Consider the following 12,828-nt stretch of genomic DNA (forward strand, 5'->3'; position numbering starts at 1 on the left):
ACGGGTGACAATTCGTCCACCAGCAACAGCGACGCTACCAACTCTTCCGATACCGATGCGACTTCTTCTGCCGGGCCAAGCACCTCCACTACGGGCGACAATTCGTCCACCAGCAACAGCGATGCCACCAACTCTTCCGATACCGATGCAACCTCTTCTGCCGGGCCAAGCACTTCCACTACGGGCGACAATTCATCTACAAGCACCAGCGACTCGGACAATACATCGGATACCGATGCCACAGCCACTACAGGCGACAACACAACGACCAATACCAGTTCGGCAGATAACTCTTCCACAAATGACAACAACAGCAACGCCAACAGTACCCTTGATTCTACCAGCTGCGCCCGCAATGACTCGGCCAACCTGAGCACTTCCAATAATACTTTTAATCACGACAGCGCTCTGACCAGCACAGCAAACGGGATCGCCAGCTCTGCCAACAACTCCGCCAATACGATATCGAACGGAAATTCCTTCACGGTAGGAAACAGCACTTTGATTAACTTCAGCGACAACACCGTTCTGCTCCTGTTATTGCTACAGTTAGTCAAATGCTTTTGCCCACCCAACCAGGGAGGCGGAAGCAGCGCTTCTCCTTGTGGTTGTATCGAAGGGGGCAGCTCATTCGAATCTTTGCTTCAGAAATTGCTGGAGAAAGAAACGCAAAATCGCGAAACCATCCTCAATCTTTTGCAGCAAAACAACCATTCCAACAATTGAAGTCGTTTAAGGAAGGAGAGGGACAAAACATGGCATCGACGAACCATTCCTCCAACTACTCGACAACGCGCTTCGTTCTGTCGCGAAGAGGGACCGATTCCTCTTTGACCATCATGATTAACAACCGGGGCGCTAACGATCGCAGCCTTAACCTGAGGGTGGAAGACGCAGATACAAAAGAACCACTCATCGCATACACAAACGGCACTCCCATCGATCAGACAGTGCTCATTCCAGCAGGTAGCGTAGAAGCACTGCAAATCGACCTCAACGAAACAACTAGCCGGATCGCACTGGAAGTCTCCAATCCATCCTCTGGAGGGGGAATGTCCGTGCGGCAAAGCAGTTCGTCGCGTAGCGGCCAAGACAGCCAGCAAATCGAGCTTACCCTAAAATAAAATGGGGAGGCACACAAACCTATCGGCAAAAAATGAAGGACTAGGAGGCATGCCCCCTAGTCCGTTTTTGTTTCATTGATTACTGGTGCGCAAACTGCTCTTCTTCTGTCGAACCAGTCAGTGCTGTGGTCGAGGAAGTTCCGCCGGCAATCACTTGTGCAATCTCATCGAAATAGCCGGTACCCACTTCACGCTGATGACGAGTAGCTGTATAACCGTTCACCTCTGTGGCAAATTCAGCTTGCTGCAATTCGGAGTAAGCAGCCATTCCACGATCACGGTAGCCGCGTGCCAGCTCGAACATGCCGTAGTTCAACGCATGGAAGCCCGCAAGCGTCACGAATTGGAACTTGTAGCCCATCTCGCCCAGCTCTTCCTGGAAGCGTGCAATCGATTCCTCGTCGAGTTTTTTCTTCCAGTTGAACGAAGGCGAGCAGTTGTAAGCGAGCAGCTTGCCTGGGTACTGGGCATGAATCGCTTCGGCAAATCGGCGTGCTTCGTCCAGATTTGGTTCGGACGTTTCGCACCAGATCAGATCGGCATAAGGTGCGTAGGCGAGTCCACGGGCAATCGCTGCATCCAACCCGCCACGCAGACGGAAAAATCCTTCTGGCGTCCGTTCGCCTGTCAAAAACGGCTGGTCTTGCTGGTCAACGTCGCTCGTGATCAGGAATGCGCCGTTAGCGTCTGTACGAGCTACAATGATAGTCGGCACTCCCATGACATCTGCTGCCAAACGGGCCGAAATCAGATTGCGGACAGCAGCCTGCGTCGGGATCAAAACTTTTCCGCCCATATGTCCGCATTTTTTCTCGGAAGCCAGCTGATCTTCAAAATGCACACCTGCTGCCCCCGCTTCAATCATGCTTTTCATCAATTCAAACACGTTCAGCGGTCCACCAAAGCCCGCTTCGGCGTCAGCGACAATCGGAGCAAACCAATACGTATCTGTGCCGCCTTCGGACTGGTCAATCTGGTCAGCACGCTGCAATGCCTGGTTAATTCTTTTCACAACATGAGGAACGCTATTCGCCGGGTAAAGGCTTTGGTCAGGATACATTTGTCCGGAAAGGTTCGCGTCAGCCGCTACTTGCCAGCCGCTCAGGTAAATGGCTTTCAAGCCGGCCTTTACCTGTTGAATCGCCTGATTCCCGGTCAATGCCCCCAGCGCCTTGATATGATGCTCTGTATTCAGCAAGTTCCACAGCCGCTCCGCTCCGAGACGAGCCAGTGTGTGCTCGATTTGAACCGAACCACGCAGCCGGAAAACATCTTCCGCCGTGTACGTCCGGGTAATCCCTTGAAAACGCTCGCCCTGCCAGCTTTGCTCGATCTGTTGAATAGCTTCCTGTTTTGTTTGTTTGCTCATTTTCGTTTCCCCCACCCATTTTTATTGTTTTATTTAGAGATAGCGATAGCCCGGCACAGTCAGAAAATCTTCAAAATCGTCTTCCGTCACCAGCCGCAAGAAAAGCTCGCCCGCGACCTGGAATTTGCTGTTTTCATAACGCTCCTGGCCAATCGCTTGTTTCAACGCTTGCAGTTCTTCGCTCAGCCACTGTTTCACCAAGCCTTCCGTGATCTTTCTGCCATCCTGAAGAACGCCATGTCGATGACGAATCCAGTGCCATACTTGTGCACGGGAGATTTCTGCCGTCGCTGCGTCCTCCATCAGATTGTGAATCGGAACAGCCCCAAAGCCACGAAGCCATGCCTCGATATATTGCAAACCGACACTGATGTTGGTACGAACGCCTTCCTCTGTGATCGTGCCTTCGGGTACAGCCAGAAGGTCGCTCGCCTGCACCTGCACGTCCTCGCGCTTATACCAGATCTGGTTCGGCTCTCTCATCAAACGATTGAAAACCTCCATGGCAACTGGCACCAATGCCGGATGAGCTACCCATGTACCATCGTGCCCGTCGTATGCTTCCCGCTCTTTGTCGGCACGTACTTTGGCAATCGCTTCTTCATTTTTGACCGGGTCGTTTTTCACCGGAATTTGCGCTGCCATTCCGCCAATGCAAGGTGCCTGGCGTTTGTGGCAAGTCTTCACCGCCAAAGTGGTGTAGGCTTTCATGAACGGAACCGTCATCGTCACTTGTGCCCGGTCAGGCGTAATGACATCCGGGCTATTGCGCAGCTTTTTAATGTAGCTGAAAATGTAATCCCAACGCCCGCAGTTCAATCCCGCACTGTGCTCGCGCAGCTCATACAAAATTTCATCCATTTCAAAAGCAGCGAGAATCGTTTCGATCAGCACCGTCGCGCGAATCGTCCCCCGCGGAATATTCAGTTCCTCCTGGGCGAAAACAAACACATCGTTCCAGAGGCGCGCTTCCAGATGGCTTTCCAGCTTCGGCAAGTAAAAATACGGGGCTGTCTTGTTCGCGATCAAGGCATCGACGTTGTGGTAAAAATAAAGACCAAAGTCGAGCAGGCTGCCGGAAATCGGCTGTTGGTCAAGGAGTATGTGTTTTTCATCGAGGTGCCAGCCACGCGGCCGTACGATCAATACAGCCGTCTTCTCATTCAGGGTGTACTGTTTTCCTTCCGGGCTGGTGTATGATATGTTGCGGCGAACCGCGTCCTTCATGTTGATCTGTCCCTGGATCGAGTTTTCCCATGTAGGCGAATTGGCATCTTCAAAATCGGCCATGAACATGCGAGCGCCTGAGTTCAGCGCATTGATCACCATTTTGCGGTCGCCAGATGGCCCGGTGATCTCCACTCTTCGATCCAAAAGATCATGCGGCAGTGGAGCAATCGTCCAATCTCCGTTGCGAATCTCGGCTGTTTCCGGCAAAAAGTCAGGCAGTTGTCCCGCATCAATTTTCAGCTGACGTTCCTTGCGATCGGCAAGCAGTTGCTGCCGTCTGTCGCCAAACTTTTGTTCCAGCTTGATCACAAATTGAACCGCCTCTGGCGTGAGGATTTCCTGATAGCCGGAATGCATCTCGCCAGTGATCTGAATCTCCAGCGGATATGGATTAGTTGGAATCGTAGTCAAAACTGGTCACCATCCTTGATAACGTCCGAATTATTATGGTACAGATTCGTTTTCGAAAAATTATTATAGTACAGTAGGTGCAAAAAAAATGATCTAATCCTGATATCCGCTGCCGCTGCAATGACTGCAACTCACATGCCCATCTCCCAAACAATGATGGCAAGCCGCTCCGTTGTCATCGTGACCAACGCCTCCACATCTTGGGCAATTTTGTTCGCCGTTTCCTTCACACCGATAGCAGTCCATTTTCTTTCCCTCCATATCTGTATTAAAACAATATTCTTTAAATTTGTTTTTATTATATAACAGACACTAATACAGCGCAACACAATTTTCAAAAAAATCACACTGTATTAGAACACATTTTATCAAAACATGCCCTTGTCCTTGATTTACAGCTCTTTTTGGCAAAAACAAAGCAGCCCCTGACCCGTCAGAATCAGAAGGCTGCTTTGCTTTTCCATATGCTTTTATGCGTTTCTTTGCTCGCTTATTTCGGGGAGATTTTTTCTACTCCACCCATATACGGACGCAAAACTTCCGGAATGGTGATGGAACCGTCTTGTTCCTGGTAGTTCTCCAAAATGGCTGCTACTGTACGGCCGATCGCAAGACCCGATCCGTTCAAAGTGTGCACAAATTCCGGCTTCGATTTTGTATCGCGGCGGAAACGGATATTGGCACGGCGAGCCTGGAAGTCCTCGAAGTTCGAGCACGACGAGATTTCCCGGTACGTATTGTAGCTTGGAATCCAAACTTCCAAGTCGAATTTCTTCGCCGCAGTAAATCCGAGATCTCCGGTACACATGCTCAGCACGCGGTATGGCAGTCCAAGCAGCTGCAACACCTTCTCCGCATTTTTCACCAGTTTATCCAGCTCATCGTAGGAATCTTCCGGTTTGACGAACTTCACCAGCTCGACTTTGTTGAATTGGTGCTGACGAATCAGACCACGCGTGTCGCGCCCTGCCGAACCTGCTTCCGAACGGAAACAAGCACTGAACGCCGTATAGTATTTAGGCAAGTCTGCTCCATCCATGATTTCGTCGCGGTGCATGTTCGTCACTGGCACCTCTGCGGTAGGAATCAGGAAGTAATCAGGACCTTCCAGTTTAAAAGCATCTTCTTCAAACTTAGGCAATTGTCCGGTTCCGGTCATGCTCGCGCGGTTCACGATGAATGGCGGGATGACTTCTTCATATCCGTGTTCATTGGAATGGAGATCCATCATGAAGTTCATCAACGCCCGCTCCAGACGCGCTCCCAGTCCTTTGTAAAAGACAAAGCGGCTTCCGGTTACCTTCGCTGCCGTTTCAAAATCGAGAATACCAGCCTGGCTGGCTACTTCCCAGTGTGGTTTCGCCTCAAAACCAAAGTTGCGAGGCTCGCCCCACGTCCAAGCCACCACGTTGTCATCTTCCGAAGTACCAATTGGTGTGCTTTCATGTGGCAGGTTAGGCAGGCTCAGCAAAATCAGTTCTTGCTGTTCATCCAGCCCACGCAGTTCCTCATCCAACGCTTTGATGCGCTCATTTACTTCTTTCATTTCCGCGATCAAATGGTCGGCGTTCTCTTTGTTCCGTTTCATGACGGCTACTTGCTCAGATACCGTGTTGCGTTTATTTTTCAGAGCTTCCGCTTCCTGAATAACTTGACGGCGTTTTTCGTCCACTTCTGCAAACTGATCCAGAGCGGAAATATCTTCGTTGCGATGCGCCAAACGGCGTTTTACTTCTTCCAAATCCTGACGCAATACTTTTACGTCCAACATGTTCGAATCCCTCCGAATCGATAATAAAATGCAAAAAACACCCGTCCCCATAAGGGACGAGTGTTGTATACCCGCGTTGCCACCCTCGTTGATACACGCCAAGACTGCACATGTATCCACTCAATCCGTCGTAACGGGACGGTTCCGGACAAAGTTCATTCCTTTGCCACTCCGAGATGGATTCCCCCACAGACCGGATCGGTTTGCACCCACCACCGACTCTCTGCACCAGATTCTTCATGAGGTACTTGTTCTCATCATCGCATTCTCATTCATGCATACTTCTATTGTTAACTGTACTACAGGTTCTATACGTATGTAAAGGCTACTCCGCGATGATCTTCATACAAAAAAAGACCGGCATCTTGTTCATGCCGATCTTCTTTCGAGGATGTTTATTGATGGGCTTTAGCTTCTGTACTCTTTGACCATTTCGAGGAAATATTTGTGCAGCCGTGCATCTTCGGTCAATTCCGGGTGAAAAGCAGCCGCCAGGTAGTGACCGTTTCGGGCAACGACGATCTTTTCATCGTACTTGGCAAGCACCTCAGCATTTTCTCCGACTTCTACGATGTAAGGAGCGCGGATAAACACTGCCGGGTAATCTGCACCGACACCAGCTACGGGCATTGTGACCTCGAAGCTTTCTTTTTGCCGACCAAACGCGTTCCGCTCCACCTTGATATCCATCAGCCCCAGATGGCACTCATCCTGCCCCTGAATCTGCTTGGCCAAGAGAATCGCTCCCGCGCAAGTGCCGAAGATTGGCTTTCCGGCGCTTCCGAACTCACGAAGCGCATCCATGAATCCGTACTTATGCATCAGCTTGCTGATCGTCGTGCTCTCTCCGCCTGGGAGAACCAATCCGTCGAGGTCTGCGAGTTCCTCTGCTTTTTTGACAGGAACGGCTGTCGCCCCTGCTTCCTCCAGCATGCGCAAGTGTTCTGCCACAGCCCCTTGCAGCGCGAGTACACCGATTTTCATTTGACTCACCTTACCAGCCGCGCTCTTGCATGCGATCAGCTTCGCGGATTTTGGAAATCTCGATTCCTGTCATCGCACTGCCCAAGCCTTTTGATACGCGTGCGATCAGCTCGTAATCTGTGTAGTGGGTAGTTGCCTCGACAATTGCCCGCGCGAATTTTTCCGGATTTTCCGATTTGAAAATACCCGAGCCGACGAATACGCCGTCAGAGCCCAATTGCATCATCAGTGCCGCATCTGCCGGGGTAGCTACGCCACCAGCCGCGAAGTTCACGACAGGCAGTTTGCCTGTTTGGTGTACTTGTTCGAGCAGTTCGTATGGAGCACCCAAATTTTTCGCTTCTGCCATCAGCTCATCGTAAGACATCGCCTGCACTTTGCGGATTTGAGCCATCATCGTGCGCATATGGCGAACTGCCTCTACGATGTTCCCGGTCCCTGGCTCACCTTTTGTGCGGATCATGGAAGCTCCTTCTCCGATGCGGCGAAGCGCTTCGCCCAGATCACGCGCACCACATACGAACGGCACAGTGAAGTCTTTTTTGTTGATGTGGTACAAATCGTCCGCTGGGGTCAAAACTTCACTTTCATCCAGGTAATCTACACCCATTGACTCCAATACGCGGGCTTCGACAAAATGTCCGATACGAGCTTTTGCCATAACAGGGATAGAAACAGCGTTCAGAACTTCCTCCACAATGCCCAGATCAGCCATACGGGCTACTCCGCCAGCAGCACGGATATCAGAAGGTACGCGTTCCAGCGCCATAACAGCTACGGCGCCAGCAGCTTCAGCAATCTTTGCTTGCTCAGCATTTACGACGTCCATGATAACGCCGCCTTTTTGCATCTCAGCCATACCTTTTTTTACGCGGGACGTTCCTACTTGTACCATATGAAAATTCCCCCTACATCATGAAGTCAGAACCGTAACTGTTATGCTCTGTTATGGTTCCTTGTTACCGTCATTGTAAACGATAGATGAGGGGGAAAACAACTATTATTTAATTTCCTGTTCCACTACTGAACAAGTTGCTGAAAAATTGAATGATGCTGCGGAAGAACAAACGAATCCAGCTCGCCTCTTCCACCTCTTGACTTGCCACTACATCCACGCCTGCTTTTGCCGCGTCTTCCGGCTGGAGGTAATCGGTGTCTTTTGCCCCTTCTTCTTTCAGTACGAGCTTACCGATTACTTGGCCTTGCTTGATTGGCGCGTTCAAGTCTTGGAAGGTAACTGTTGGGGTGAATTTTGCTTCCCCGCCAATTTTGGTCAGTACGTTTACTTCGCTGCCTGTTACTGCTGGTACTGTCAGTTCTACCCCGTTCTTTACAGGTGCAGTTTCAAAGCCTTTTACAGAAGCATTCTTGTCCAACTGCTTGGTTAATTTGAAATTGCTGAAACCGTAGTCGTAAAGCTTTTTGGTTTCTACGAAGCGCTTTGTTTTGCTGTCTGTTCCCATGACAACAGAAATCAAACGCATGTTATCACGAACGGCCGTACCAGTAAAACAATTGCCTGCTGCTTGGGTATAACCAGTCTTTAATCCGTCTACACCTTGATAGTAATTCGGGAGATCAGGCAGCATCCAGTTGTTATTCGCCATTTTCAGCTCATTTTTAGAACCGGGACGAAACGTAAACCGTGGGATCTTGGATACTTCCAAAGCTTCTGGGAAATCACGAATCAGGTTTCTAGCGAGGATGGCAGAATCGCGAGCAGACATCAGGTTTTCCACTTGATCTGTCTTAACGGAATATGGTCCCAACTCGTTGGCTGGCAAACCGCTAGATGTTACGAAAGACGTGTTTTTCATACCAAACTCTGCAGCCTTCTTGTTCATCATCTGCACGAAGTTTGCTTCACTGCCCGCAATCTTTTCAGCAAGCAGTACAGTTGCGTCATTAGCAGAAACGACAGCCATCGCATTGTACAGCTCTCTGACTGTGAAGGACTCACCTAGATTTAGGTATACGCCAGACGTATCGGAGATTCTTGCCACATAGAAGGCATACTCACTTACGGGCACCTTCTCATCCCAGCTGATTTTCTTCTCCTTGATTGCTTCTTGCACCAGGTATTCCGCCATCATCTTACTCATGCTGGCAGGTGGCAGCGAGGCATCTGGATTCATACTGTACAATATTTTTCCTGTTGATGCCTCTAATAGAATGGCAGATTTCGCTGCCAGTTGTAGATCGGCTGCAGGTGCTGCATCGGCCTTCGTCGCCGCTCCTCCCATTGCGGTTGCAAACACTGCGAGAGAAAGGATCAGACCTGTCAGTCGCTTTTTCCATGTTGTTCGCTTCATAGTTTCTTCTCACTCTCCAATTCTGTCATAAATTCATACGGTAATTGAGCACCAAGTGTAAGTTTAACATACCATTACGATCTCATTGAAGTCCAAATAGACTCATTAGTAGGTAATTGATTGGATATATAAAATATAATTGAAATTAAATTATATTATGGTATAAATGGCAATATATTCAATATTTAAGGAGGCTTATCTCGTGAATAAGGTTTTATACACTTTTGCTTCACTCGCTCTTGGTTTGGTTGTTATGAATCCAGTTTCTGCTCATGCCGCAGTCGAAAAAAGGAACACCGATTCCCTAGTGGAACAGCAAACTAAAAAGGATATTAGTACCATGAGCATTGAACTTGACTGGAGGTCTTTCAGCGTAACACAGGGAGGTACATATATTGGCCGTGACACATTCCATCTCTTTGGAAAGGCTAACGCTGGATTAGATGCTTCAAATAGTAACTGCGATGTAACAGTTTACATCGAAAAATTAAGCGAGAATGGAAAAGTAGAGAAAACAATTAAATTAGGAAGATTAACTGCGCCAAAAGGCAATACTGATTATACCGACCCAGTATCTGTCGTCCCAGGGAACTATCGCCTCAAGATAGTAGGAAATATTGCCTCTGACGGAGAAATCGCTATTTATAGAAGATAGCTGTACGTTAACTGCGACCAGTTTTTAAATTTTTGCCTACAAATTAAATAACCCCCCTTTCTTTCTAGAAGGGGGGATTTTCTTATAAACTAAGAAATCGAGTAGTTCGGCGACTCCTTGGTAATTTGCACGTCATGTGGATGGCTTTCACGCAAGCCGGCTCCCGTGATCCGGACAAACTGGGAGTTCTGGATCAAGTCCTCGATCGTCTTCGCTCCGCAGTAACCCATCCCTGCACGCAAACCGCCAATCAGTTGGTAGGTCACATCTGCCAACGGCCCTTTGTAAGGAACGCGGCCCTCGATTCCTTCTGGAACAAGCTTTTGTTCGTTCTCCTGGAAGTAACGGTCTTTACTTCCTGCTTTCATAGCGCCAATCGAGCCCATGCCGCGGTATACCTTGAAACGGCGGCCTTGGAAAATCTCAAATTCGCCTGGACTTTCTTCCGTTCCGGCAAACAGACTGCCGATCATGATCGCAGAAGCGCCAGCGCCGATCGCTTTTGGCAAATCGCCGGAGTATTTAATACCGCCGTCGGCAATAATTGGAATATTGTACTCGCGAGCTACCTGGGCACAATCGTGAATCGCCGTAATTTGCGGTACACCGATACCTGCTACGACGCGAGTAGTACAAATGGAACCCGGACCGATACCGACTTTTACAACAGATGCGCCAGCTTCGATCAGATCGCGGGTAGCTTGCCCTGTCGCAACATTGCCCGCTACGATCGTCAAGTTTGGATACTCTTTGCGAATGGCTTTTACGGTTTCGATTACACCTTTGGAGTGTCCATGTGCTGTATCGACCACCAGGACATCCACACCTGCCTGTACAAGCGCCGCTGCACGCTCGAACGTATCAGCAGATACACCGACCGCCGCGCCACACAGCAAGCGTCCCTGTGGGTCCTTGGCTGCCTGCGGGTATTGAATCGCCTTCTCGATATCTTTAATGGTGATAAGTCCGCGCAAAATATTGTTCTCATCAACCAGTGGCAGCTTTTCAATCTTGTGCTTTTGAAGAATCGCTTCTGCTTGCTGGAGCGTTGTTCCTACAGAAGCAGTCACCAGATTGTCTTTTGTCATCACTTCTTTGATTGGTGTGGAGTAGTCATGAACAAAGCGCAGATCACGGTTGGTCAAAATCCCGATAAGATGCTTTTCTTCATCGACAATCGGCACGCCGGAAATGCGGTATTTGCCCATCAGAGCGTCCGCTTCTGCTACTGTATGGTCCTGGCTCAAAGAAAACGGGTTGGTAATGACGCCACTTTCCGAGCGCTTTACGCGATCTACCTCGCTCGCCTGCTGCTCAATCGTCATGTTTTTATGGATGATGCCAATGCCGCCTTGGCGGGCCATCGCGATCGCGAGTGCTGATTCTGTTACCGTGTCCATCCCGGCACTGATCAAAGGAATGTTCAGACTAACTGTCTCGCTAAGCTTTACCCGAAGATCGACATCTCTTGGCAAAACCTCGGATTTTGCTGGGATAAGCAGCACGTCATCAAATGTTAGTCCTTCTTTGACAAATTTATCTTCCCGCACAGTAGAAAGCCCCTCTCGGCAAATATTTTAAGACAGTGTAACAAACGGCATAATTTACTGTCAAGGAATGTGTAAAACGTTCGGGTATAGAGTGTATTAGACAGATAAATCAAAAAAATAACGAGTGTGGATAATCAGATCACGAAAGTTAATGAAAGGTGGTTGCAATGAACTCTGAATGGAACCTGTTCCGCTATTTTGAAACAGAACCAACAGCCCGAAAATATTTGACTGCCTGCTACGACGGTATGGGCTTCGAGCATGCTGAGCGTCTTGCCTTTCACCAAAGCTCCCGCTTCCTCTTTTTGTGGAAACAAGCCAGGCAATATTATACGACTGCTGCAAAAGCAGACCTGTCCATCCAGCCGTTGCTGCTCTTTTATGGATGCTCCCATCTGTTAAAGGGAATGCTTTTGACTCGCGACCCATCATATCCGCAAAACAGTCGAGTGCTCCAGCACGGTGTCACTACGCGAAAGCTGAAAAAAAACACGTACCTGCTACTAGAAGATGAGGTTCGCCCACAAAAAGAAGGGTTTTTCGCTTTGCTGGCGCAACTGTTTCATCTTTCCCCTATGCAGGATCGCTATTCGGTGCACGACTTGTTTTCTTCCATGCCCGTGGTCAGTGATGCTTACTCGACACTGTCCGAACAGCCAAAACACTGGCTGCAACTGGAATGGCATGAATGTGAGCCACCTTCTAAACAAGCTTCCAACCAATCTTCTAACAGGCAGCAGTGGCTCCATGTAGCTTTTCCCGAAATCACAGACGGCTCTTTGGCATACTCTCCTCAGACTTTTATCCAATACATAAACAGGGTCTCACCTGGCGATCTCCAACTGGAACTCCGCTGGCAAGACGGGAACTCCAAGCAGCTGCTCCTTCCTCGATCCAGCTTCCTGCAAATGGACCGACACCCTTTATTCCGTTCGCATAAACACCGTCTTTTCTTCTGGAATAGCTCTCCGGATTCTTTGCCTCTTCCTGACTGGGCCAGCCATTACCTGCTTCTGTATTTGTTGAGCATGCTTTGCAGATATGAAACAGAGTGGTGGGGAGAGCTTGTCTTGTCACACGGTCTGGCAGAACGTTTTCTCATTGAGTTTTTTCTGGAACATCATCAGTCGGCTTATCCCACATTTATTATGAAACAGATTAGGCAAAATAACTCTTCATTCTGGCAAGGCAGTGCGTTTGATAACGATGACGAGTAACCTGTTTTCTCATACAAAAAAAGCTGCATTCTCCATTACTCGCAAAAGTAATCGGGAATACAGCTTTTCTGCTTGTTCCTTCAAAACTGAATACGCATGATTGCTAAGAGTGTGTGGATAAGTCCTCGACCGATTAGTATTCGTCAGCTCCACGCGTTACCGCGCTTCCACACCGAACCTATCAACCTCATCGTCTATGAGGGGT

At 49.1% G+C, this 12,828-nt stretch carries 12 protein-coding genes, 1 rRNA gene and 1 other annotated feature; of the genes, 3 read left to right on the plus strand and 10 right to left on the minus strand.

From position 1 onward, the window contains the following. Together M2298_RS28030 and M2298_RS28035 are read right to left on the minus strand one after the other, a co-directional pair. Nucleotides 1-368, minus strand: a 368-nt coding sequence (locus M2298_RS28030; protein ID WP_280649360.1) for a hypothetical protein, incomplete at its 3' end; no start/stop codon positions are given. Between the two features lie 27 nt (nucleotides 369-395). After that, nucleotides 396-521, minus strand: coding sequence for a hypothetical protein (locus M2298_RS28035; protein ID WP_255679195.1), 126 nt, complete (start codon nucleotides 519-521; stop codon nucleotides 396-398). Between the two features lie 234 nt (nucleotides 522-755). Here M2298_RS28035 and M2298_RS28040 point away from each other — a divergent pair, with 234 nt between their 5' ends. After that, nucleotides 756-1,124: a hypothetical protein gene (locus tag M2298_RS28040; RefSeq protein ID WP_242773372.1), complete on the plus strand. Its 369-nt coding sequence runs from the start codon at nucleotides 756-758 to the stop codon at nucleotides 1,122-1,124. A 79-nt stretch (nucleotides 1,125-1,203) separates the two neighbouring features. Here the strand turns inward: M2298_RS28040 and aceA are convergent, their stop codons facing one another. From aceA to M2298_RS28070, 6 genes are all read right to left on the minus strand, one after another. Further along, the gene (aceA, locus tag M2298_RS28045; RefSeq protein WP_173599959.1) at nucleotides 1,204-2,493 is read right to left on the minus strand and encodes an isocitrate lyase; all 1,290 of its coding nucleotides are present in this window, start codon (nucleotides 2,491-2,493) and stop codon (nucleotides 1,204-1,206) included. A gap of 33 nt (nucleotides 2,494-2,526) precedes the next feature. After that, nucleotides 2,527-4,134: a malate synthase A gene (aceB, locus tag M2298_RS28050; protein ID WP_173599960.1), complete on the minus strand. Its 1,608-nt coding sequence runs from the start codon at nucleotides 4,132-4,134 to the stop codon at nucleotides 2,527-2,529. A gap of 490 nt (nucleotides 4,135-4,624) precedes the next feature. Continuing rightward, nucleotides 4,625-5,905 carry a serine--tRNA ligase gene (serS, locus tag M2298_RS28055; protein ID WP_063230253.1) on the minus strand — a complete coding sequence of 427 codons (1,281 nt, stop codon included), beginning with the start codon at nucleotides 5,903-5,905 and terminating at the stop codon, nucleotides 4,625-4,627. A gap of 49 nt (nucleotides 5,906-5,954) precedes the next feature. Continuing rightward, nucleotides 5,955-6,175, minus strand: a binding site (T-box leader). Between the two features lie 138 nt (nucleotides 6,176-6,313). After that, a complete protein-coding gene (pdxT, locus tag M2298_RS28060) occupies nucleotides 6,314-6,889 on the minus strand; it encodes a pyridoxal 5'-phosphate synthase glutaminase subunit PdxT (RefSeq protein ID WP_122966892.1) in 576 nt (191 codons plus the stop codon). A 10-nt stretch (nucleotides 6,890-6,899) separates the two neighbouring features. Next, nucleotides 6,900-7,784, minus strand: coding sequence for a pyridoxal 5'-phosphate synthase lyase subunit PdxS (gene pdxS / locus M2298_RS28065; RefSeq protein ID WP_122966893.1), 885 nt, complete (start codon nucleotides 7,782-7,784; stop codon nucleotides 6,900-6,902). 109 nt (nucleotides 7,785-7,893) lie between these two features. Further along, on the minus strand, nucleotides 7,894-9,201 hold the full coding sequence (locus M2298_RS28070) for a D-alanyl-D-alanine carboxypeptidase family protein (protein ID WP_173598240.1): 1,308 nt from the start codon (nucleotides 9,199-9,201) through the stop codon (nucleotides 7,894-7,896). Between the two features lie 202 nt (nucleotides 9,202-9,403). Here M2298_RS28070 and M2298_RS28075 point away from each other — a divergent pair, with 202 nt between their 5' ends. Beyond that, nucleotides 9,404-9,856, plus strand: a complete 453-nt coding sequence (locus M2298_RS28075; RefSeq protein WP_122966895.1) for a hypothetical protein — start codon at nucleotides 9,404-9,406, stop codon at nucleotides 9,854-9,856. A gap of 89 nt (nucleotides 9,857-9,945) precedes the next feature. On the opposite strand, the gene guaB is transcribed toward M2298_RS28075, so the two are convergent. Next, nucleotides 9,946-11,406, minus strand: a complete 1,461-nt coding sequence (gene guaB / locus M2298_RS28080) for an IMP dehydrogenase (RefSeq protein ID WP_173599961.1) — start codon at nucleotides 11,404-11,406, stop codon at nucleotides 9,946-9,948. Nucleotides 11,407-11,573: 167 nt separating this feature from the next. Here guaB and M2298_RS28085 point away from each other — a divergent pair, with 167 nt between their 5' ends. Then, nucleotides 11,574-12,623, plus strand: coding sequence for a YaaC family protein (locus tag M2298_RS28085; protein WP_280649361.1), 1,050 nt, complete (start codon nucleotides 11,574-11,576; stop codon nucleotides 12,621-12,623). A gap of 113 nt (nucleotides 12,624-12,736) precedes the next feature. Here M2298_RS28085 and M2298_RS28090 read toward each other — a convergent pair. After that, nucleotides 12,737-12,828 (minus strand): 23S ribosomal RNA (locus M2298_RS28090); the annotation flags it as partial.

It is taken from the genome of Brevibacillus sp. 1238 (assembly GCF_029892995.1).
Taxonomy (GTDB): domain Bacteria; phylum Bacillota; class Bacilli; order Brevibacillales; family Brevibacillaceae; genus Brevibacillus; species Brevibacillus parabrevis.